The 23,323-nt window shown below is 36.2% G+C and carries 19 protein-coding genes; all 19 read left to right on the forward strand.

Going from position 1 to position 23,323, the window contains the following annotated elements; genetic code table 11:
• Positions 1 to 185 precede the first annotated feature (185 nt).
• Positions 186 to 1,103 carry a tRNA pseudouridine(55) synthase TruB gene (truB, locus tag NSS71_RS03805; protein WP_047940042.1) on the forward strand — a complete coding sequence of 306 codons (918 nt, stop codon included), beginning with the start codon at positions 186 to 188 and terminating at the stop codon, positions 1,101 to 1,103.
• Between the two features lie 84 nt (positions 1,104 to 1,187).
• A complete protein-coding gene (gene ribF / locus NSS71_RS03810) occupies positions 1,188 to 2,135 on the forward strand; it encodes a bifunctional riboflavin kinase/FAD synthetase (RefSeq protein ID WP_047940276.1) in 948 nt (315 codons plus the stop codon).
• A 309-nt stretch (positions 2,136 to 2,444) separates the two neighbouring features.
• Positions 2,445 to 2,714: a 30S ribosomal protein S15 gene (gene rpsO, locus NSS71_RS03815; protein ID WP_016201171.1), complete on the forward strand. Its 270-nt coding sequence runs from the start codon at positions 2,445 to 2,447 to the stop codon at positions 2,712 to 2,714.
• Between the two features lie 231 nt (positions 2,715 to 2,945).
• Complete coding sequence (gene pnp / locus NSS71_RS03820) at positions 2,946 to 5,066, forward strand: polyribonucleotide nucleotidyltransferase (protein ID WP_047940043.1); 2,121 nt, start codon at positions 2,946 to 2,948, stop codon at positions 5,064 to 5,066.
• Positions 5,067 to 5,248: 182 nt separating this feature from the next.
• Entirely contained in the window at positions 5,249 to 6,205 is a 957-nt protein-coding gene (locus tag NSS71_RS03825) for a polysaccharide deacetylase family protein (RefSeq protein WP_047940044.1), read from the forward strand.
• A gap of 268 nt (positions 6,206 to 6,473) precedes the next feature.
• Positions 6,474 to 7,712, forward strand: coding sequence for a M16 family metallopeptidase (locus NSS71_RS03830; RefSeq protein ID WP_047940045.1), 1,239 nt, complete (start codon positions 6,474 to 6,476; stop codon positions 7,710 to 7,712).
• A gap of 328 nt (positions 7,713 to 8,040) precedes the next feature.
• Positions 8,041 to 8,916 carry a dipicolinic acid synthetase subunit A gene (dpaA, locus tag NSS71_RS03835; protein WP_047940046.1) on the forward strand — a complete coding sequence of 292 codons (876 nt, stop codon included), beginning with the start codon at positions 8,041 to 8,043 and terminating at the stop codon, positions 8,914 to 8,916.
• 25 nt (positions 8,917 to 8,941) lie between these two features.
• Positions 8,942 to 9,535, forward strand: a complete 594-nt coding sequence (locus tag NSS71_RS03840) for a dipicolinate synthase subunit B (protein WP_047940047.1) — start codon at positions 8,942 to 8,944, stop codon at positions 9,533 to 9,535.
• A 266-nt stretch (positions 9,536 to 9,801) separates the two neighbouring features.
• The gene (asd, locus tag NSS71_RS03845; protein ID WP_047940048.1) at positions 9,802 to 10,848 is read left to right on the forward strand and encodes an aspartate-semialdehyde dehydrogenase; all 1,047 of its coding nucleotides are present in this window, start codon (positions 9,802 to 9,804) and stop codon (positions 10,846 to 10,848) included.
• A gap of 361 nt (positions 10,849 to 11,209) precedes the next feature.
• The gene (dapG, locus tag NSS71_RS03850) at positions 11,210 to 12,433 is read left to right on the forward strand and encodes an aspartate kinase (protein WP_047940049.1); all 1,224 of its coding nucleotides are present in this window, start codon (positions 11,210 to 11,212) and stop codon (positions 12,431 to 12,433) included.
• Between the two features lie 46 nt (positions 12,434 to 12,479).
• On the forward strand, positions 12,480 to 13,343 hold the full coding sequence (gene dapA, locus NSS71_RS03855) for a 4-hydroxy-tetrahydrodipicolinate synthase (RefSeq protein WP_047940050.1): 864 nt from the start codon (positions 12,480 to 12,482) through the stop codon (positions 13,341 to 13,343).
• A gap of 477 nt (positions 13,344 to 13,820) precedes the next feature.
• Positions 13,821 to 15,158, forward strand: a complete 1,338-nt coding sequence (locus NSS71_RS03860) for an amino acid permease (protein WP_047940051.1) — start codon at positions 13,821 to 13,823, stop codon at positions 15,156 to 15,158.
• Positions 15,159 to 15,350: 192 nt separating this feature from the next.
• Positions 15,351 to 17,024 carry a ribonuclease J gene (locus NSS71_RS03865; RefSeq protein WP_047940277.1) on the forward strand — a complete coding sequence of 558 codons (1,674 nt, stop codon included), beginning with the start codon at positions 15,351 to 15,353 and terminating at the stop codon, positions 17,022 to 17,024.
• A gap of 298 nt (positions 17,025 to 17,322) precedes the next feature.
• Entirely contained in the window at positions 17,323 to 18,060 is a 738-nt protein-coding gene (locus NSS71_RS03870; RefSeq protein WP_047940052.1) for a ClpP family protease, read from the forward strand.
• A complete protein-coding gene (locus tag NSS71_RS03875; RefSeq protein ID WP_047940053.1) occupies positions 18,057 to 18,269 on the forward strand; it encodes a YlzJ-like family protein in 213 nt (70 codons plus the stop codon). Before NSS71_RS03870 ends, NSS71_RS03875 begins: the two co-directional genes overlap by 4 nt.
• Before the next feature lie 120 nt (positions 18,270 to 18,389).
• Entirely contained in the window at positions 18,390 to 18,548 is a 159-nt protein-coding gene (locus NSS71_RS03880; RefSeq protein WP_161798378.1) for a hypothetical protein, read from the forward strand.
• A gap of 140 nt (positions 18,549 to 18,688) precedes the next feature.
• On the forward strand, positions 18,689 to 21,025 hold the full coding sequence (locus NSS71_RS03885) for a DNA translocase FtsK (RefSeq protein WP_095257537.1): 2,337 nt from the start codon (positions 18,689 to 18,691) through the stop codon (positions 21,023 to 21,025).
• Positions 21,026 to 21,392: 367 nt separating this feature from the next.
• Complete coding sequence (locus tag NSS71_RS03890) at positions 21,393 to 22,124, forward strand: GntR family transcriptional regulator (RefSeq protein ID WP_047940055.1); 732 nt, start codon at positions 21,393 to 21,395, stop codon at positions 22,122 to 22,124.
• Positions 22,125 to 22,190: 66 nt separating this feature from the next.
• Positions 22,191 to 23,258, forward strand: coding sequence for a BMP family lipoprotein (locus tag NSS71_RS03895; RefSeq protein ID WP_061796650.1), 1,068 nt, complete (start codon positions 22,191 to 22,193; stop codon positions 23,256 to 23,258).
• The last annotated feature ends 65 nt before the right edge of the window (positions 23,259 to 23,323 follow it).

Here is a 23,323-nt window from a genome sequence, read left to right on the forward strand (position 1 = left end):
GAAATGGAGCCCGTTGAATTCCGCTCCAGGAACTTGCTTTTCTGCTGGACAGATAGGAGTCTCCTCGGCTATGCCTGTGGATTTCCCTCAATTCCAGCAGGAGTCAAAAGACTTTTAAATTATATTACAATTGAGGACTCAAGATTAAGCGTTTTTTTCCATAAAATGAATAAAGGATGAGGTATATGGAAGGGATTTTACCGTTATGGAAGCCTAAGGGGCTTACTTCCCATGATTGTGTTTTTCGTTTGCGGAAGATTTTACATATGAAACGAGTCGGTCATACTGGAACATTGGATCCGGATGTAACGGGTGTATTACCAATTTGTTTAGGAAGAGCAACAAAAGTAGCTGAATATATAACAGACGCAGGAAAAGAATATGTAGGAGAGGTAACGATAGGGTACTCTACAACAACAGAAGATCGTTCTGGCGAAAAGGTCGAGGAGAAAAAAGTAGCGGAAATTATTACGCGAGATAGAATAGAAGCGATTTTACGAGAGCTAACAGGAGAAATCACACAAACACCACCCATGTATTCTGCTGTTAAAGTAAATGGGAAAAGGCTTTATGAATATGCTAGACAAGGGATTGTGATTGACCGTCCTTCTAGGCAAGTAAACATTTACTCCTTAGAATTAATCGAAGAATGGCAAGTGTTACAGGGAGATACCGTATCTTTTCGTTTTAAAGTAAGCTGTAGTAAAGGTACCTATATTCGCACACTTGCTGTTATGATTGGAGAAAAATTAGGGTATCCTGCCCATATGTCAGACTTGTGCCGGACACGTTCTGCAGCCTTTACGAAACAAGAGTGTGTAACATTTGAAGAACTAGAGGAATATGTAGAAAATGGGAAGCTGAAAAACTTTATTTATCCGCTTGAAGACGCGCTTTTACATTTGCCGAAATATGAAATAAATGATACATTAGCAATGAAGGTACGAAACGGAACGGTATTAGAAACTCCTGCTCATCTACTAAATGAACAGGAACCAATTGTCATTCAAACAACAACAGGTGAAGCGTTAGCTATATATGTTCAGCATCCAGCAAAACAAGGATTAATCAAACCGTCCAAAATATTAAAAATCTTGGAGTAACCATTGATGCTCTCGTTCACCTTGAAAGAAAGTTTAACGACAAATGAGAAAAAAAGAAATTTGTTAGAAAAGGTGAGTAGCACAGTGAAGATAGTAAGAATAAACCATTCAGAACGAAATAAAGAGCATGATAATCCGCCAATTTCTATAGCATTAGGTTCCTTTGACGGAGTTCATCTTGGCCATCAAAAGGTCATTGGCGAAGCGAAAAGAGTGGCAGATGAAAATGGATGGAGCAGTGCGGTGATGACATTTGACCCCCATCCTTCTATCGTATTAGGTGGAAAAACAAAAAAAGTAGATTACTTAACATCTTTTGAAGCGAAAGTAGAACAATTAGCAAACTTGGGAATCGATTATTTATTTATTGTCGATTTTACGATTGAGTTTGCTAGCTTACCTCCTCAAGAATTCGTTGATTTGTATTTAATTGGTTTAAATGTGAAACATGTAGTAGCTGGTTTTGATTACACTTATGGAAAGAAAGCTCAAGGAACAGCTGAGACTCTTTCTATACATTCACGAGGTAAATACAAAACAACAATTATTGGGAAAGAGACCTTTGGAGGTGAGAAAGTAAGTTCTACTTTAATTCGCTCTCTTATAAATAATGGCGAAATGGAAAAGGTACCTGCTCTTTTAGGTAGATACTATTCAGTAAATGGTACGGTCATCCATGGCGACAAACGTGGTAGAACGATTGGTTTTCCTACTGCAAATGTGAAATCAACTAGCGATGTCATTTTGCCGCCGTTAGGTGTATATGCAGTACGATTCTTTGTCAATGATCAATGGTATGAGGGTGTATGTAACCTCGGTACAAAACCAACCTTCCAGCCTGATGAAAAAAAAATTAGTATCGAAGTCCATATTTTTGACTTTCATCAAGATATTTATGGTCATTCCGTAATCGTTGAATGGCATAAACGAATTAGAAGCGAACAAAAATTCAATGGCATAGATGAACTAGTAGCCCAAATTGAAAAAGACAAGCAAACCGCCTTAGAATATTTTTATGAAAAGGCACGATAAGAAAAAAGAAAAGTAACCTGAATATTTCTAAAAAGATTAGGATATACTAAAAAATATATCCTAATAAAAAATGGAAAGAAACTAATGAATAGCAGGACTGGCTAGAAATACAATAAGATGAAGTTTTTTCAGATTCTATTTTTATGTTCTTTGTTTATAAAAAAATAAAAGGTTATGTCTTGATTTTTCCAAAGAAAACAGTTATTCTTAAAGACGTACTAAAAACAACCTTTGCTTGGCAAAATCGAATCACCAACGTTTTGCTCGGTAATTGGGGATTAGTGTAATAGAATTAGGAGGTGAAACAGGATGGCAATCACTCAAGAACGTAAAAACGAACTTATCAATGAGTACAAAACGCATGAGAACGATACTGGATCTCCAGAAGTTCAAATCGCTGTCCTTACTGAGTCAATCAATAATTTGAATGAACATTTACGTACACATAAAAAGGATCATCACTCACGTCGTGGTCTTTTGAAAATGGTAGGTAGACGTCGTAATCTTTTAACTTACCTACGTAATAAAGACGTTCAACGTTACCGTGTTTTAATTAACAAACTTGGTCTACGTAGATAGTTAAAAAAAGCGGGATATTTTTCCCGCTTTTTTATTGTAAATAAATGCGAATTTAACATATGATTAGTATAGATTACATAAATTAATTTCGTTTTTTAGTTATATAAAATGTGTATACTAGTAGAAGAGAAATTTAAGGATAATATTTTTTATTTTATAAAATAACGCAGGTTTTAGGTAGTTCTTAACCGGAAACCTCCATGAAGTGAATGAGTAGAGAGGGGTTTATGAATGGGACAAGATAAGCATGTCTATTCCATTGACTGGGCTGGAAGAAAGCTCACAGTTGAAATTGGACAATTAGCAAAACAGGCAAATGGTGCAGTACTTGTACGATACGGTGATACGGCTGTATTAAGCACAGCAACTGCTTCAAAAGAACCAAAGAACTTAGACTTCTTTCCATTAACAGTAAATTATGAAGAGCGTCTATATGCGGTTGGTAAAATTCCCGGCGGTTTCATTAAAAGAGAAGGCCGCCCAAGTGAAAGAGCAATCCTTGCAAGCCGCTTAATCGATCGACCAATTCGACCATTATTTGCAGATGGCTTCCGTAATGAAGTGCAGGTAGTCAGCTTAGTAATGAGCGTGGATCAAGATTGTACATCAGAAATGGCCGCAATGTTTGGATCGTCATTAGCATTATCTGTTTCTGATATTCCATTTGGGGGACCAATTGCTGGTGTTTATGTTGGAAGAATCGATGGAGAATTTGTCATCAATCCAACGGTTGAGCAAGCAGAAAAAAGTGATATTAACCTTGCTGTTGCAGGTACAAAAGATGCAATCAACATGGTTGAAGCTGGTGCCGATGAAGTTCCAGAAGAAGTAATGCTTGAAGCAATTATGTTTGGACATGATGAGATTAAACGCCTAATTGCATTCCAAGAAAAAATTGCAGAAGAGATTGGCAAAGAAAAAATGGAAGTTGTACTATACGAATTAAATAAAGACATCGAAGCAGATGTGCGCGCATTATGTGAAAGCGAAATGCTAGATGCTATTCGTGTACAAGAAAAGCATGCTCGTGAAGCAGCTATTAAAGAAGTAAAAGATTCTGTCATTGCAAAATATGAAGCAGAAGAAACAGAAGAAGAAGATTTAAAACAAGTGAAAGCTATTTTAGATAAATTAGTGAAAAATGAAGTTCGTCGTCTTATTACAGAAGACAAGGTTCGTCCAGATGGACGTGGCTTGGAAGAAATTCGTCCACTATCTTCTGAAGTGCATTTATTACCGAGAACACACGGTTCAGGTCTATTTACTCGTGGACAAACTCAAGCATTAAGTATTTGTACATTAGGTGCTTTAGGAGATGTGCAAATACTGGATGGTCTTGGGGTAGAAGAAGAAAAAAGATTCATGCATCACTATAATTTCCCTAATTTCAGTGTTGGTGAAACAGGACCAATGCGTGGACCTGGACGAAGAGAAATCGGTCATGGTGCACTAGGGGAAAGAGCATTAGAACCAATTATCCCTTCTGAAAAAGATTTCCCATATACGATTCGCCTTGTATCAGAAGTATTAGAATCCAATGGTTCAACTTCACAGGCTAGTATTTGTGCAAGTACCCTTGCTATGATGGATGCTGGGGTGCCAATTAAAGCACCGGTTGCTGGTATTGCAATGGGACTGATTAAATCTGGTGAACATTACAGTATTTTAACAGATATTCAAGGGATGGAAGATCATCTAGGAGATATGGACTTTAAAGTAGCTGGTACTTCTAAAGGGGTAACGGCACTTCAAATGGATATTAAAATTGATGGATTGTCTCGTGAAATTTTAGAAGAAGCATTACAGCAAGCTAAGATTGGCCGCATGCAAATTCTTGAATCGATGCTGGCAACAATCAATACACCTAGAGAATCACTATCTTCTTATGCGCCAAAAATCTTAATGATGTCCATCAACCCAGACAAAATTCGTGATGTTATTGGACCAAGTGGTAAACAAATCAATAAAATTATTGAAGAAACTGGCGTTAAAATTGATATTGAGCAAGATGGCACAGTATTCATTTCTTCTGTCGATGATGAAATGAATAACAAAGCAAAACAAATTATCGAAGATATCGTTCGTGAAGTTGTTGTTGGACAAATGTATCTTGGTAAAGTAAAACGAATCGAGAAATTCGGTGCGTTCGTTGAAATCTTCAATGGAAAAGATGGACTTGTTCATATTTCAGAGCTTGCTGAAGAAAGAATTGGCAAAGTAGAAGATGTAGTAGCAATCGGTGATGAAATCCTTGTGAAAGTAACAGAAATTGATAAACAAGGAAGAGTAAATTTATCTCGTAAAGCTGTTTTGAAAGAACAAAAAGAACAAGCTGAGAATGCAAAAAACTAATAAAAGTATAATAAAGCGTACCCGCCAAAAAAGACTCATGTTTTTAAGCGGGTATTTTTTTTATGGAATGAAAAGGAACATTTTGAACAAAATAATAGGGGAAAAGGATAAGCTAACTCCGTCATTCGGCGTTCTACCTTGTCCTTTCCTATCATATGGTAGTAACTAGGGAGGGAAAGGTGATGAAAAAAACAGTTTCACTTATAGGAATTCTGGTCATCTCTTGGTTTTTAGTTAATAATCCGTTGGCTGATACATATGTTAGTACTTTACAAGAAAACGCTGTCTCAGTGACAGCAAATAACTCTTTATATACGACGATAAGCGAGAAAGCAAAAGACTACGAAAAGAAGCCGATTGATGCCAAGCTAGATCCTGTATGGAAAGCTATTCCTGGATTAAATGGGCTGACTGTGGATATTGATGCTTCTTACAAGAATATGAAAAAAGAGAAGAAATTCAATGAACAAAAACTAATTTTTAAGCAAGTGAAACCAGAAGTTACACTAAATGATTTGCCACCTGCTCCTATTTATAAAGGAAATCCAGATAAAGAAATGGTAAGCTTTATTATAAATGTAGCATGGGGAAATGAATTTTTACCTGACATACTAGCAACCTTAAAAAAACATCATGTCAAGGCGAGTTTTTTCTTGGAAGGCAGATGGGTTCAGAAAAATCCAGATCTTGCTAAAATGATTGCAGAAGCAGGACATGAACTCGGAAATCATTCCTATACCCATCCAGATATGAGTAAAATTAGCAGTAGTAAAATTCATGAGGAAATCGTAAAAACAAATGATGTCATTGAAGCTACAACTGGTAAGCAAATCACATTATTAGCACCGCCAAGTGGATATTTTAATAATGAAGTAGTGAAAATTGCCGCTCAACAAAAGCTTAAAACAGTAATATGGTCTGTGGATACGATTGATTGGCAAAAACCAAGTCCTGATACATTGCTTAAAAGAGTTACAGGAAAGGTCCATAATGGGGCTCTAATCCTTATGCATCCAACGGAAGTTACTACAAATAGCCTTGAACGTTTAATTACCGAAATCAAAAATAAAGGATATAAAATCGATACAGTTAGCGACATGCTTAGTGAAGAGCGAGAAAGCATAAAAACAAAAAAATAGTAGTTCGGTTCATCTTATAGTATTCTATAAGGAGAAAACGTTTTATTAGATGCTACTTCTTATAGAAGAAAAACAACATCTACATGAAAGGAAATGGAAAATAAAGGCTGTCCGTCCTTTTAAAAGGAACTATTCGCTATTTCATTTTTAAAACGGAGATATGTTATCATTATATTAAAACAATATTTTGGAAAAAATAAGAGGAATAAGATATACTAGCAGTCGCAGCTATTTTTTGCAACTTGGTAGAAGAACAGGAGGAACATAATTGATCAAAAGATATACTTGCCAAAATGGAGTAAGAATTGTATTGGAAAATATTCCAACAGTACGTTCCGTTGCTATTGGCGTATGGATTGGTACAGGATCTCGCAAAGAAGATGAAAAAAACAATGGGGTATCTCACTTTTTAGAGCATATGTTTTTTAAAGGAACAAAAACACGTAGTGCGAGAGAAATAGCAGAATCATTTGATAGTATTGGCGGCCAGGTAAATGCTTTTACTTCAAAAGAATATACTTGTTATTACGCAAAGGTGTTAGATACACATGCTGATATGGCGTTAGAAGTGTTAGCAGATATGTATTTTAACTCGACATTTGATGAGGAAGAATTAAAGAAAGAGAAAAATGTTGTCTGTGAAGAGATTAAAATGTATGATGATACACCTGATGATATTGTTCATGATTTATTGAGTCAGGCAATTTATGATAAACATCCACTTGGCTATCCGATTTTAGGAACAGAAGAGACACTTGCTACGTTTAATGGAGATACGCTAAGAGAGTATATGTTTAATCATTATACACCAGAGAATACGGTTATTTCGATCGCAGGGAATATTACCGAATCGTTTATTTCAGAAGTAGAAAAATACTTTGGGGCATATGAAGCCGGTAAATCCGAAGTAGAATTAGTAAAGCCTTCTTTCCATGCCAATAATTTTTCACGCAAAAAGGAAACAGAGCAAGCACATCTATGCTTAGGTTTTAATGGGTTGCAGGTGGGGCATGAGAAAATGTATACACTTGTTTCTTTGAATAATATTCTTGGGGGCAGTATGAGTAGTCGATTATTCCAAGATGTACGTGAACAAAAAGGTTTAGCTTATTCTGTATTTTCTTATCATTCCGCATACCAAGACAGTGGAATAGTAACAATTTATGGAGGTACAGGAGCTAAGCAGCTAGATGAATTATTTGATACCATTCAAAATACGCTTGCTATCTTGAAAAAAGAAGGAATTACCGAAAAGGAACTTCTTAATAGTAAAGAGCAGTTAAAAGGCAGCTTGATGCTAAGCTTAGAGAGCACTAATAGCCGCATGAGCAGAAATGGTAAAAATGAACTTTTATTAGGTAAACACCGTTCCTTAGATGATATCATTGCCGATATCGATCGTGTCACAAAAGAAGAAGTTGATCAAATGGCAAATGATATATTCACTGACACCTTTTCTGTCTCTTTAATCAGCCCAGACGGACAATTACCAAAAGCACTGCAATAAAAAGCTACATATTATATAAATAAAGAACTAGGAAACAGAATTCCCTTCTGAATCCTAGTTTTTTTTATGTATGACCACTAATAAAACCATTTTTTTGCTACTCCCATTATAAAGGAGTTGCAATAACTCCCTTCTTAAAATACCTGTCCACTAAAAGGAGATACCAACCAAATCATTCATTCTCATCGTTATCTATAATAGATAAGGAAAGTAACCATCTTTTTAAGGAATTGCGGTAAACAACTCACCTAATATTAGATAATCACATAAGATGTTGAAGTAGCGAGCTATGAAAAACAGGATCTTTAAAAAAGAAGGTGAAATATTCATGCTGAAAGGGATGAAAATCGCGGTTATCGGCGGTGATGCAAGGCAGCTTGAAATTGTTCGCAAATTAACAGAACTACAAGCAATCCTTTCATTAATTGGCTTCGAGCAATTGGACCATGCATTCACTGGTGCTACAAAAGAAAAAATCGATAACGTAGATTTTTCGAAAATAGATGCTATTATCTTACCCGTTCGAGGAACAGACCTAAATGGGCAAGTTGATACAATCTTTTCGAATGAGAAGGTTTTTTTAACGAAAAAAATAGTAGAAAAAACCCCTGAGCATTGCATCATATATTCAGGAATAACGAATGATTATTTAAATTTGCTTATTAAAGAAACGAATCGATCATTAGTTCAATTATTTAACCGAGATGATGTAGCAATTTTAAATTCTATTCCAACTGTCGAAGGTACAATAATGATGGCAATTCAACATACAGACACAACGATTCATGGCTCGAATGTTATTGTGCTCGGGCTAGGTCGTGTAGGCATGAGTGTTGCACGTGCTTTTCATGCCCTAGGAGCGAAAGTAAAGGTCGCAGCAAGTCAAAGTGAACATATTGCTCGCATTATCGAAATGGGATTAACTCCAGTACATTTAGATGATTTACAGATTGCGGTTGATGATATTGATATTTGTATAAATACAATTCCCCATCTTGTCGTAACTTCTGATGTCATTGAAAAAATGCCATTGCATACATTGGTGATTGATTTGGCATCTAAACCAGGTGGAACAGATTTTCAATACGCAGAAAAAAGAGGAGTTAAGGCATTACTTGCGCCGAGCTTACCAGGTATTGTAGCTCCGAAAACAGCGGGAAATATATTGGCAGATGTCTTAGCTCAATTACTGGATGAACAATAGCAGGCAATGAGAGGAGAATAGAATCATGAGTTTACAAGGAAAAAGAATAGGGTTTGGAATTTCAGGTTCTCACTGTACGTATGAGGAAGTAGTACCACAAGTAGAAAAGTTAGTGGCACAAGGAGCTGAAGTTGTACCAGTTGTAACAGGAAATGTAAAAAATACGGATACTCGTTTTGGAAAAGGGAAAGATTGGGTTAGTAAAATAGAAGAAATAACAGGACAGAAAATAATCGATAGTATTGTAGCAGCAGAGCCGCTAGGACCGAAAGCACCTCTTGATTGTATGGTAATTGCCCCATTAACTGGAAATAGTATGAGTAAATTTGCAAATGCGATGACAGATAATGCAGTTTTGATGGCAGCAAAAGCGACATTAAGAAACCAAAAGCCTGTGGTATTGGGAATCTCTACTAATGATGCGTTAGGATTAAATGGGATTAATCTGATGCGATTAATGGCAACGAAGAATATTTTCTTTATTCCATTCGGTCAAGATGATCCTGAGAAAAAGCCAAATTCTATGGTTGCAAGAATGTCTATGCTTGCAGAAACTATTGAAGCAGCATTAGAATATAAACAGATTCAACCAGTAATAGTGGAAAAATATTTAGATTAACAGGAAAGTACATGATTATTTAAAAAAGGCATATAAATCACGTTCTTTGAAAAAGAATGGTAGACTGATAATAAGACGTACCGTAAAAAGGCGCTTGTCGACTTCCACAAGGAACTTTATAGCGCCAATCGGTGTTTTTTGAAAGAATCTGATAAAAGTTTCTTTTATTGCTGCTTGAATATGTTAAAATAGATAATATTATTTAAGGCGGAGCGTAATGCTTGCCTATTATTATTAAGAGAAAGCCTTTGGAAGGAGAACCTTAAATGGAGCAATTAAAAGGATTTAACGTAGCAGTAGTGGGAGCAACAGGGGCTGTTGGTCAACAAATGATTAAAACATTAGAGAGCAGAGATTTTCCGATTTCGACTTTAACACTTTTGTCCTCTAAACGTTCAGCAGGAACAAAGGTTCAGTATAAAGATAAAGAAATTATCGTACAAGAAGCAACACCAGATAGCTTTAAAGGAATTGATATCGCACTATTCAGCGCTGGCGGTGGTGTATCGAAAGAACTTGCACCACATGCAGTAAGACATGGGGCAATTGTTGTTGATAATACAAGCGCATTCCGTATGGACAAAGACGTGCCATTAGTAGTTCCTGAAGTAAACGAAGAAGATCTTCGCAAGCACAATGGAATTATTGCAAATCCAAACTGCTCTACGATTCAAATGGTTGTAGCCTTACAGCCGTTAAAAGAAAAATTTGGTCTTTCGAAAGTATTAGTATCCACTTATCAAGCTGTATCTGGATCAGGTGCTGCTGCTGTCGAAGAGTTGAACAGCCAGACACAAGCAATTCTTAATAAAGAAGCGTTTGAGCCGAAGATTCTACCAGTTAAGAGTGATAAAAAGCACTACCAAATCGCATTCAATGCAGTACCGCAAATTGATGTATTTACTGATAATGGATTCACATATGAAGAAATGAAAATGATCAATGAAACAAAGAAAATAATGCATGCAGATGACTTAAAGGTTGCAGCAACATGTGTCCGCATTCCAGTAGCAACAGGTCATTCTGAATCTGTTTACTTTGAATTAGACAATGATCAAGTAACAGTAGAAGAAATTAAATCCTTGTTAGCTGATGCTCCTGGCATCGTGCTTCAAGACGATCCAAGTAATCAAGTATATCCGATGCCTGCAGATTGCGTAGGAAGCAATGATGTATTTGTCGGTCGTATTCGTCAAGATTTAGATGTGAAAAACGGTTTCCATATGTGGGTTGTTTCCGATAATCTATTAAAAGGTGCCGCATGGAACTCTGTACAAATTGCTGAAAGTCTAATTAAATTAGGGCTAGTTTAATGGACTAGTGAAGAAAGACAAGGCTGTAGAGGTTTAGTATGCAGGAAAATTACCTGTAAGTAGATTTCTATTTTATTCTACATACAGGAAGTACAAGTTTGGACACAAGCCTAAATAATGGTGCCAAAATCTTGTCTTTCTTATTATTAAATGATTCCTTAAATAGAATCCTATTTAGGGAATCATTTAAATAAGTGTGCTCATTTTGGATGGAAAAAAATCATCAAAGTTAAAACAACAAGGGATCCTCCTAGTAAAATGATGGAAGGGGAAATCTTTTTAAAAGTAGATTCCCCAAATTTGTTTTAGAAAAGGCACCCTTATATTACACTCTTTAAGAAAGTGTTCAGAGGTGTTTATTGTGAAAATCATGGTTCAAAAATTTGGCGGAACATCCGTTAGAGATGAAAAAAGCCGAATTCAAGCAAAAGATCATATTAAGGATGCATTAAATGAAGGATATAAAGTAGTAGTAATTGTTTCTGCGATGGGACGAAAAGGAGAACCTTATGCAACAGATACATTGTTGTCTTTAGTCGGCGGATCAGAATCAAGTATCAGCAGAAGAGAAAACGACTTATTAATGTCATGCGGCGAAATTATTTCAAGTGTTGTGTTTACACAACTATTACTAGAAAATCAAATTTCGGCAACTGCATTAACAGGTGCTCAAGCTGGATTTAAGACAAATAATGATTTTACGAATGCAAGAATTATGGAAATGGATTGCAGCCGTGTTCTTGAAGAATTAAAAAATCATGATGTTGTAGTAGTAGCTGGTTTCCAAGGGGCAGCGCCAAATGGGGATACAACTACTTTAGGCAGAGGCGGAAGTGATACATCTGCGGCTGCTTTAGGATCAGCACTTCAAGCAGAATATATTGACATTTTTACAGATGTAGAAGGTATTATGACTGCAGATCCAAGAATTGCAGAAAATGCTCGTCCGCTATCTGTTGTTACCTATTCGGAAGTTTGCAATATGGCTTATCAAGGAGCAAAAGTTATTCACCCACGAGCAGTGGAAATAGCAATGCAAGCAAAAGTACCGATTAGAATACGGTCCACGTATTCAAAGGGGACTGGTACACTTGTCACCTCTAGTAATGCGGAGAGTCGAGGCAGTGACATAAAGGAAAGACCAGTCACAGGAATTGCTCATGTGGCAAACGTAACCCAAATTAAAGTTTTTGCAAAAAAAGATCAGTATGACTTACAATCGCAAGTCTTTAAAGCAATGGCAAATGAAGAAATCAGCGTAGACTTTATCAATATTTCACCTAACAGTGTCGTATATACTGTAACAAACGAAATGACAAACAAAGCAATTGCCGTTCTTGAAAATATGGGATATGAACCAGTTATCGAAAAAGAATGTGCAAAAGTATCAGTGGTTGGTGCTGGAATGGCCGGTGTACCTGGGGTGACATTTAAAATTGTTACTGCACTTTCAAATAAGGGAATTCGCATCCTCCAATCAGCGGATAGCCATGCAACGATTTGGGTGCTTGTGAAGCAGGATGATTTAGTAAGTGCAGTTAATGTATTACATGATGCGTTTGAGTTAGAAAAAGAAATAGAATAGAAAATAATAGATACAACGAGATCGAAATGAGAATAGGAGTGGAACGATGGGTTTATTTGGTAGGGTGTCAACGGCCATGATTACACCATTTGATGCCAAGGGACATATAGATTTTCCAAAAACAACACAGTTAATTAATCATTTACTTGAAAACGGAACAGATTCTTTAGTGGTAGCTGGTACTACTGGAGAATCGCCCACATTATCCAAACAAGAGAAGATTGCTTTATTTAAACATGTGGTAAAGGTAGTGGAAAAGAGAGTTCCAATCATTGCAGGAACAGGTAGTTATAACACATATGAGTCCATCGAATTAACGAAACAAGCAGAACTCGCAGGTGTGGACGCTGTTATGGTAGTTGGACCATACTATAACAAGCCGAACCAAGAGGGGTTGTATCAACATATTAAAGCAGTTGCAGAATCTACAAAACTACCCGTTATGATATATAATATTCCAGGTCGTTCTGTTGTTAATATTGAACCAGAAACTATTATTCGTTTGTCAGAAATTGATAATATTGTAGCTGTAAAAGAGGCTAGTGGAAATCTAAATAATATCACAAAAATTATTGCATCAACACCAGCTGATTTTAATGTATACAGTGGTGATGACAGCTTAACTTTACCAATTTTATCTGTAGGAGGAACGGGAGTAATTTCTGTAGCTTCGCATATTATTGGCAAAGAAATGAAAGAAATGGTGACTTCCTTTTTAGATGGAAAGGTAGAGGAAGCATCTAAAATGCATCAACAATTACTTCCTCTTATGTTAGTTTTATTTAAAGCACCTAACCCTGTTCCAGTAAAAACAGCATTACAATTAAAAGGATTTGATGTGGGTTCTGTTCGTTTACCTTTAGTGCCATTAACAGAGGAAGAACGAATCGAATTAGCGAAATTTATTTAAGGAATTAGAAGGATATCGTATATTTACGAGGACTATTGATAACAGTTTATTTGATTCTTTTTTGCTAGTTTTATAAATGTTTACGTGTCAGAAGAGCTTAGCTATCTCTTATTACGACGGATAAACCAAAGCAAAAATGGTTTATTCCTCCTGAGATAACTAGCTCTTCTGTCTTTTTTATTAGATATCTTTATTAAGAAAGACTTGTTTCTAAACTAGTTTTTGATTATGATTGGATACATCATCATATTTTTAAATAGCGCAATCATAAGTTTCTCATATATAAGAAACTAGAAGTTTGTGAAGTAGATGAGTGTTTAGCTATATTGTCTTGCGAATTTTTTGTTTGGCGGAAGTCCACATGTGAAGACGCAAACTGTCTTCTTAGTTTCCTCTATCGAAAAAACTGCGGTTTGGACAACGGCTAGTAAGAACACAAGAGTATTTAGATAAGGTTATATATAAGGAGGAGAAGTCATGGCGAATAATCAGTTGCAAAAAAACTTACTGCCAAGACATATAAGTTTAATGGCCATGGGAGGAGCTATTGGGACAGGGATATTTAAAGGTAGTGGAGAAACAGTTTCAATCGCAGGTCCAGGTGTTATTTTTACATACATATTTGCAGGACTTTTATTACTAGTAGTGATGGGCAGTATTGCGGAAATGGCTATTATTTATCCAAATACAAACATGAAGGGCTTTATTGGGAAGGCCTTTGGCAACCAGACGGCATTCGTTATTGGCTGGATGTACTGCATTTTATGGCTTGCTGTATGTGTGATTGAGGTAGTTGTAGCAGGAAGCTTTCTGCAGTTTTGGCTGCCAGATGTGCCGCTGTGGATATTAAGCATTCTTTGCGCAATAGGTTTAATTGTCGTTAATACAATGAATGTGAAAAATTATGGGGAATTTGAATTTTGGTTTGCTGGAATTAAAATTGGCATGATTATTATATTTATTATATTAGGAGCCGCTGTTTTATTTGGGCTTATTCCATCTGGGCAAACAAACTATCTGCAAAATTATACAGAGCATGGCGGCTTTTTCCCAAATGGATGGACATCTGTTTTTTCTGCTCTTTTAATTGTTATGTTTTCTTATGGAGGCTCCGAGCTCATTGGCGTAACCGTAACGGAAGCGAAAGATGCAGAAAAAGTACTGCCAAAAGTTATTAAAAGCTTTATTCTTCGCATTGTTTTATTTTACACATTGCCTATTTTAATTATTTGTGGACTAATTCCTTGGAATGAGTTAACAGAAGAATCCAGCCCTTTTGTACAAGTACTTTCGATTTCTGGATTATCTGGTGCAGCCCACATTATGAATTTTGTCTTAATTATTGCTGTGTTATCTGCAGCAAATTCGGGTATATATGGATGTACAAGAATGATGTACTCTCTTTCAACGGAGGGAGAAGGACCGAAAGCCTTTAGCAAAGTAAACCACAATGGAGTGCCGACTTATAGTTTAATGGTTACAGGTATTATCTTAATTGCTGGATCAATGATTGCTTTATTTAAACAAGATCAAGTATTTTCTTTACTTATGGCATTCCCAGGCTTTGTTGTATCGATTGTTTGGATTATGATTTGTCTAGCGCAGTTAAAGCTTAGAAAACAATATCCATTTCAGCCAAGTTTTAAAATATGGGGATATCCGTATATTCCGATATTTACTGTAATCTGCTTAGGCATCATAAGCATTAGTTTCTTATTTGATGAGGCGAATCGAATTAGTATACTAGCATGTTTAATTTGTTTTTTTGCTGTGACAGCTATTTCTATATTTAAGTTTAAATTGAATAAACGGTAAAAAAATTTATTATAGGAAAAAGCGTTGGAATGCTAGGCGAACTATAGAAAAATACCTCCTGATATTGTTATGAAATGAACCTGAAAAAGGAAGATTTCATAAAATTGGTTGTAAACAATTTTAAACATCAAGTATAATAATCATAACTGATCAATGGTCGGCTTAACTCAACATAGGAGGAAACAAAAATTGATGAAAAATGAAAAAATAAAGCTTGTCGCACTCGGCGGAGTGGGCGAGAACGGTAAAAATATGTTTGTAGTCGAAGTAGACGAAGATATATTTGTAATTGATGCTGGCTTAATGTACCCGCAAAATGAAATGCTCGGGATCGATATTGTTATTCCAGATATCGCGTATTTAAAGCAAAATAAAGAAAAAGTAAAAGGAATTTTCTTAACACATGCACATGAAGATCATATCGGAGGCTTATCTTATATTTTAAGAGATTTAGATGTACCGGTTTATACGACTTTATTAACAGCTGAACTAACAAAGGAAAAGATGAAAGAGCAAGATTTCAAAGGACAAGCACAATTTGAAATTGTGACATCGAAAACTGTTCTAACATTTGCTTCCTCAAAAGTGTCATTCTTTAAAACGAATCATAGTATCCCTGATAGCATTGGGATTGTTATTCATACATCAGAAGGTGCAATCGTACATACTGGTGATTTCAAATTCGATCAAACAGCAAGTGATCTTTACAAGCCAGATTATGGCGAGATGGCCAAAATAGGAGAAGAGGGAGTATTAGCTTTATTATCTGATAGTACGAATGCAGATAAACCAGGCTATTCCACAACAGATTTTGTTGTAACTCAAAGCTTAATTGAGTCATTTTTACACACAAATGGTCGGATTATTGCAGCTTGTTTTGCAACTGACTTAAATAGAATTCAACATATTATTGATGCAGCTGAAAAAACAAATCGAAAAGTTGCGATTATCGGCAAGAATTTACAAAGAGTGTTGCAAATTGCTTTAAAACACAACTATTTAGTAGTAGATGAAGAAACGATCGTTACCTATAACGAGCTTCAAGGATATACACAAGACCAAATGGTAATCATCACTACTGGTACAAAAGGGGAACCAATTGAAGCACTGCAAAAAATGATTAAGAAAAATCATAAGCAGGTAAGCATCATGGAAGGGGATACCGTTTTATTTGCAGCATCCTCTTTCCTAGGCAGTGAAGTTTTTGTCGGAAAAACAATCGATAAATTATACAGAGCAGGTGCAACACTTCTTGCAGGCTACAAAACATTTAACAGCTCTAATCATGGCAGCCAAGAAGAATTAAAATTTATGATTAATATGATGAAGCCTAAATTCTTTTTGCCTATCCATGGGGAGTATCGCGTATTAAAGGCACATGAAAAAATTGCGATTGAATGTGGTGTACCACCGCAAAATATTTACCTTCCGGAACAAGGAGAGGTGCTTGAATTTAAAGAAGATACTCTTCGTGTAGGCGGAAAAATTCCAGCTGGAAATGTATTAATTGATGGCAGCGGTGTTGGCGATGTTGGGAATATTGTTTTAAGAGACCGCAAGCTGTTATCACAAGACGGAATTTTAACGGTTGTTGTAACTTTAAATAAAGCGGAAAGAAAAATCTCTGCTGGTCCTGAAATCATTACAAGAGGTTTTGTGTATGTTCGCGAATCAGAGAAGTTGCTAGAAGAAGCTGCAGACCGTGTAAGAGATATTGTAGAAAAAAGTATTAGTAAGGACAGCTTCGACTGGACTGGAATTAAGCAAGATATTAGAGATACGCTAAACCAGTTCTTATATGAAAAAACAAGACGTAGACCAATGATCTTGCCAATTATTATGGAAGTTAAGCCAGTTAGAAGATAAAAGTGAGAGCCTCCTTAAGATAAGGGGGCTTTTAGTTTGTTTGGGACTAGCCGTGCTTAAATCTAAGAAGAGTTTGAATTGAAAAAGGAGAAGCTTCCTTGGGATTTAGATGAACCGTGGGGACCGCTGCTTAGCCAAAGGTCGGAAGAGACTTCTAACAAGAATTTTTCTGAAAAGCTTTTAATTAGAATTTATTCCAGAAGTAAAAGCGACTTATTGACTTTTCGATTTCGCCCGCATGAAATAGTGTTTCTCGCTTCATACTAAGATTATTATGGTTTTAGGAAGGGAGAACTTTATGGTTTCAGTTAACAATAATAATCAGCCTGATGAAAAGCCAAATGAGGATAAACCATCAAGCTTAATGGAAAAAATTCAACAGCTGGGACAAACTAATGTACCACAGCTTTCTCAAGATTCAAAAATACATTGTTTAACCATTGTTGGTCAAATCGAAGGCCATTTACAATTACCGCCTCAAAATAAAACAACGAAATATGAGCATCTGATTCCACAAATTGTAGCAATCGAACAAAATCCTAAGATTGAAGGGGTTCTTGTCATTTTGAATACAGTAGGAGGGGATGTAGAAGCAGGATTAGCTATTTCTGAAATGCTTGCTTCTCTGTCTAAACCAACTGTTTCCCTTGTTTTAGGAGGTGGGCACTCAATTGGTGTTCCAATTGCTGTTTCCTGTGATTATTCCTATATTGCAGAAACAGCAACGATGACAATCCATCCTATTCGTTTAACAGGTCTGGTTATTGGAGTACCACAGACCTTTGAATACTTAGATAAAATGCAAGAGAGAGTGGTTAATTTTGTGACCAAGCATTCTAAAATTACAGAAGAAAATTTTAAAGACCTGATGTTTGCAAAAGGAAATTTAACAAGAGATATTGGAACAAATGTAATTGGAAATGATGCTGTTACTTCTGGACTTATTGACTCTGTTGGCGGAGTCGGGGATGCGATGAAAAAGCTCAATGAGTTGATTGATGTCAATAAAGAACAGAATGAAGGGATTATCCAATGATTATGTATACAATGATGCCAGAAGAATTGATTTTTCCAATGAGCCAAGATATCTATGAAAAACACCAAGTTATTCATTATAATGGCATTCCTTTATTAGTAGCTAGAAATGAGTCAAATGAATATGAAGTCATAAGAATACTTAGCACCGATCCCAATCATTTTCTGCAGACAGAAATGCAGCCAGGAGCAAAAATTCCAACCATTTAATTGCTTTTTTATTAAAAAAGTTGATAATAGGGAATGATAGGGGGAAAAACTTATCTAGTATTTTGCTTTTTTAGCTAGAGTTGGCAGGATATCAGCTGAAGCAGGCGGCAAATCAGCCAAATGAGCAAAATATCAGCCAAAACAGGCAGCAAATCAGCCAAACGAGCAAAATATCAGCCAAAACAGGCAGCAAATCAGCCAAACGAGCAAAATATCAGCCAAAGCACACAACAAATCAGCCAAACCAAAAAGCATGAGCAAACATACTTTTTTCTATAAGACAGCAAAGGATAAAAAAACCTTCGGAAAGAAGTTTCCCTTTATAAACTATGTTATAATATAGGAACAACAAAGAAGCAGCCTAAGGCTGCTTCTTTACTACAAAAGAGAAAGATACTTTTTAAATATTAGGTGATCAAATGGCAAAAAGGAAAAAAAGAAAAACAAGAAAAAAACAACATCTTAAATTAACGATACAATATGAACTTGCAGCCCTGCTTCTTATGGCGTTGAGTTTTATCTCTATTTTACAACTCGGTGCGGTTGGGAAAACAATGGTTTCTTTTTTCCGTTTCTTTTTTGGAGAGTGGTATATGCTTTGCCTAATAGGCCTTATCGTATACAGTGGTTATTTAATGTGGAAAAGAGAAAAGCCTTATATGTTTCATACGAAATTAAATGGAATTTATTTAATTGTCAGTGCAATTTTATTACTTAGCCATGTAACATTATTTAAGTTGCTAGCAAGCCAAGGCGCTTTTCAAAACCCAAGTGTAATATTCAATACATGGGAATTATTTTGGATGGAAGTGAATAAAGAGGCTACTAATGTCGATTTAGGCGGTGGTATGATTGGTGCCGTTTTATTTGCATTATTTCATTATTTATTCGACACGGTAGGTACGCAGATTATCAGCTTTATCGTGATTGTGATCGGTTTTATCCTGCTTACTGGTAAAACGTTAAGTGGTGCTTTTAAAAAAGTTATATCAAGTATCTGGAATTTTTTCCAAGATCAATGGGAAGCGTTTAAGCAAGATATGAAAGACTGGAAAGAATCGATTCAAAAAAATAAAGAAAAGCGGAAGGCAGAAAAACAAGCAAGACGCGAAAATCAGCAGTCTAAGGAAAATACGAATGCTTCTATTATTGTGAACACTCCGCCTCAAGAGGAAGAGCCATACATACAAGAGCCAATTATTAATACCTTTGCCGAAAGAGCCTATCAGGAAGAAGTCATTCAGGAAGACTTGTTGGCAGATTCGCCAGAAGAACAAACCGATTTAGGTGATGTCGTACCAATAACTTTTACAGAAGTAGAAAATAAGGATTATGAACTCCCGCCTTTAAAACTATTAAAGTTGCCGAGAAAGGCAGATCAGAGTGGGGAATATGAGCAAATTCACGCAAACGCTGCTAAATTAGAAAGAACCTTTCATAGCTTTGGCGTAAAAGCTAGAGTAACAGAGGTTCACTTAGGACCTGCGGTAACGAAGTATGAAGTTCATCCAAGCGAAGGGGTAAAAGTAAGTAAAATTGTTAATTTAAGCGATGATTTAGCTTTAGCTCTTGCAGCAAAGGATATTCGCATTGAAGCACCTATTCCTGGAAAATCAGCAATCGGGATTGAAGTTCCCAACTCTGAAGTTGCTGTTGTGTCACTAAGAGAAGTATTGGAATCAAGTAAAAATGATAAGCCTGATTCGAAGCTGATGATTGCTTTTGGACGAGATATCACAGGGGAAGCCGTATGCGCGGAATTAAATAAAATGCCCCATTTACTTGTTGCCGGAGCAACAGGAAGTGGTAAATCTGTCTGTATTAACGGGATTATTACAAGTATATTGATGAGAGCAAAACCTCATGAAGTAAAGCTAATGATGATTGATCCGAAAATGGTTGAATTAAATGTATATAATGGAGTCCCTCATTTGCTGGCCCCTGTTGTGACAAATCCAAAAAAGGCATCACAGGCATTAATGAAGGTTGTTAGTGAAATGGAGAGAAGATACGACTTATTCTCCCATACAGGGACAAGAAATATAGAAGGCTATAATGAGTATATTAAACGAATAAATGCAGAGGAACAAGAAAAGCAGCCACTATTGCCATTTATCGTGGTGATTGTAGACGAGCTTGCTGACTTAATGATGGTAGCATCATCTGATGTAGAGGATGCCATTACACGACTTGCACAAATGGCCCGTGCAGCCGGAATTCATCTAATTATTGCCACTCAGCGACCTTCAGTTGATGTTATTACAGGAGTTATTAAAGCAAATATTCCATCGCGAATTGCGTTCGCTGTTTCCTCTCAGACGGATTCTCGTACCATATTAGATATGGGAGGAGCCGAAAAGCTATTAGGAAGAGGAGATATGCTATTCTTCCCTTATGGGGCAAGCAAACCTGTGCGAGTACAAGGAGCGTTCTTGTCCGATGAAGAGGTGGAAGAAGTGGTTGATTTTGTGATTGGTCAGCAAAAAGCACAATATCAAGAGGAAATGATTCCAGATGAAATTGTGGAAGTTACAGGAGCTGTAGAAGACGAACTATATCATGAAGCAGTTGAACTAATTGTTGAAATGCAAACAGCTTCTGTTAGTATGTTACAAAGAAGGTTCCGGATTGGCTATACGAGAGCAGCTAGATTAATCGATGAAATGGAAGCCCGTGGGGTAGTTGGACCATATGAGGGCAGTAAACCAAGAACAGTTCTTGTGCCTAAAAGTTCCGAAGAAATAAATATGCAGTAATAATAGCAGATGAATTGAATTCAACCAACATATAGGACAAAAAATGAACCGGTTATGAGAGAAACAATCATATTTTTTAGAAAAGGACTTGAAATAGTATAACCTATTTCAAGTCCTTTTTTAGCGTATATTCTGAACATTCATTCAAGATATGTAAGAAAAAATAACAAAACAATGCATTATTTTTACAATAATATACAAAAGAAAACGGTTGATTTCCGAACAATTACTCATTTCTGTATTTTTTCGACGAAATTCTTAAAAGTCTATTTATTTATTAGGAAAAAAGTGTTATAGTATTTTCGATTAGTAGGAATGATTGAACATCAGAGGTCTGATGTCTTAGAAATGTTTGGAGGAACATCATATGCTAATTAAATCGGATACGAGACATTTATATTTGCAAGTAGTAGATCGTCTAAAAAAAGATATTGAGTTAGGAATTTATAAAGAAAAAGAAAAATTCCCCTCAGAATTCGAGCTTGCAAAAACTTTAGGTGTGAGCCGGGCCACTTTAAGAGAGGCACTGCGTACATTGGAAGAAGAAAATGTCATTGTCAGAAGACATGGTGTTGGCACTTTTGTTAACTGTAAACCATTGTTTAATTCTGGCATAGAACAATTGAATAGTGTCACGAATATGATTAAGCAGGCAGGTATGAATCCAGGCACTATATTTCTAAGCTCAAACACGATGTTCGCTACTGAAGAAGACTCGACACGCTTCTCTGCATTACAAGGGGATGAACTGCTCGTTATCGAAAGAGTTCGAACAGCTAATGGCGAACCGGTTGTTTATTGTATAGATAAATTGCCACAGAAATTTTTGCCTGAGCGATTTTCATACGATCAAGAATCGATTTTTCAGTTCTTGGAATCGGATAGTCAAAGACATATTACATACGCTGTTGCACAAATCGAGCCGATAGGATATCACGATAAGGTATCTCCCATTCTGCAATGTGAACCAGAAACTGCACTGCTTGTATTAAAACAGATGCATTATGATGAGAAGGATGAACCGATTCTTTATTCAGTAAATTATTTTCGATCCGATAAGTTTAGCTTTCAAGTATTAAGAAAACGAATATACTCGTAGAAGCTGAACAGACTAATCGTATAAAATTTGACTAAATAACAATAAAAAGTCTAGGGGGTACAAGCTTTGAAGAAGCGTAAATTTGGCTTAGCACTATCTTTAGTACTAGCTGCTGGAACTGTATTAAGTGCTTGCGGAAGTAATGACAAAGGTAACGATAAAGCAGCAGATGGGGATAAAGAGAAAGACTCATTTAAAGTTGCAATGGTAACAGATGTCGGTGGTGTTGATGATAAATCATTTAACCAATCAGCTTGGGAAGGTTTACAAGCATTTGGTAAAGAGAATGGCTTATCAAAAGGTAATGGTATTGATTACCAACAATCACAGTCAGATTCAGATTATGCTACTAATTTAAATAATTTATCTCGTCAAGGCTATAATTTGGTATTTGGAATCGGATTTTTAATGGAAGGTGCAATTTCAGAAATTTCTCAACAACAAAAAGATGCACATTTTGCAATTGTTGATGCTGTAGTTAACCAACCTAATGTAGCAAGCATTACTTTTAAAGAACAAGAAGCTTCTTTCTTAGCTGGTGTTGCAGCAGCTCATGCAACCGAATCTAAAAAGATTGGATTTATTGGCGGGGTAGAAGGAGATGTAATTGGACGCTTCGAAGCTGGATTCGTTGATGGCGTTAAAGCAGTAGACCCTAATATTAAGGTAGACGTACAATATGCTGGTGCATTTGATAAACCTGAACTTGGTAAAACAATTGCAAGTAAGATGTACTCTTCAGGCGCAGATGTAGTATTCCATGCTTCTGGTGGTACTGGTGCTGGATTATTCTCTGAAGCTCGTGATTTAAAAGAAAAAGACCCTTCAAAATATATTTGGGCAATCGGTGTTGACTCTGATCAAGCAGCAGAAGGTGTTGTAGGAGACCACAACATTGTGTTAACTTCTGCATTAAAAGGTGTTTCCACAGCGGTACAAGATATTTCAACTAAAGCAAAAGACGGTAAATTCCCAGGTGGCGAAACTACTGTTTATGGCTTAAAAGAAGATGGTGTTGGTCTTGCACCAATTAATGAAGAAGTTAAAAAGAAAGCTGAAATTGATGCTGCTGTTGAAGAATGGACTGCTAAAATTAAAAACGGTGAGTACACTGTTCCTGATACTGTTAAGTAAATAGCAATTGCTAATTTTCCAGGAATAAGTGGTTTGCATGGCAAACACTTATTCCTTTTTTACGA

This window comes from Niallia sp. FSL W8-0951, assembly GCF_038006525.1.
Lineage (GTDB): Bacteria > Bacillota > Bacilli > Bacillales > Cytobacillaceae > Niallia > Niallia circulans.

Coding starts and splice junctions, on each gene's coding strand:
- NSS71_RS03860 (WP_047940051.1), top strand. CDS start 13,821: ATGGCGAATAATCAGTTGCAAAAAAACTTACTGCCAAGACATATAAGT.
- NSS71_RS03825 (WP_047940044.1), top strand. CDS start 5,249: ATGAAAAAAACAGTTTCACTTATAGGAATTCTGGTCATCTCTTGGTTT.
- NSS71_RS03885 (WP_095257537.1), top strand. CDS start 18,689: ATGGCAAAAAGGAAAAAAAGAAAAACAAGAAAAAAACAACATCTTAAA.
- NSS71_RS03875 (WP_047940053.1), top strand. CDS start 18,057: ATGATTATGTATACAATGATGCCAGAAGAATTGATTTTTCCAATGAGC.
- dapA (WP_047940050.1), top strand. CDS start 12,480: ATGGGTTTATTTGGTAGGGTGTCAACGGCCATGATTACACCATTTGAT.
- NSS71_RS03865 (WP_047940277.1), top strand. CDS start 15,351: ATGAAAAATGAAAAAATAAAGCTTGTCGCACTCGGCGGAGTGGGCGAG.
- NSS71_RS03840 (WP_047940047.1), top strand. CDS start 8,942: ATGAGTTTACAAGGAAAAAGAATAGGGTTTGGAATTTCAGGTTCTCAC.
- NSS71_RS03870 (WP_047940052.1), top strand. CDS start 17,323: ATGGTTTCAGTTAACAATAATAATCAGCCTGATGAAAAGCCAAATGAG.
- asd (WP_047940048.1), top strand. CDS start 9,802: ATGGAGCAATTAAAAGGATTTAACGTAGCAGTAGTGGGAGCAACAGGG.
- dpaA (WP_047940046.1), top strand. CDS start 8,041: ATGCTGAAAGGGATGAAAATCGCGGTTATCGGCGGTGATGCAAGGCAG.
- rpsO (WP_016201171.1), top strand. CDS start 2,445: ATGGCAATCACTCAAGAACGTAAAAACGAACTTATCAATGAGTACAAA.
- NSS71_RS03890 (WP_047940055.1), top strand. CDS start 21,393: ATGCTAATTAAATCGGATACGAGACATTTATATTTGCAAGTAGTAGAT.
- NSS71_RS03880 (WP_161798378.1), top strand. CDS start 18,390: ATGAGCAAAATATCAGCCAAAACAGGCAGCAAATCAGCCAAACGAGCA.
- pnp (WP_047940043.1), top strand. CDS start 2,946: ATGGGACAAGATAAGCATGTCTATTCCATTGACTGGGCTGGAAGAAAG.
- truB (WP_047940042.1), top strand. CDS start 186: ATGGAAGGGATTTTACCGTTATGGAAGCCTAAGGGGCTTACTTCCCAT.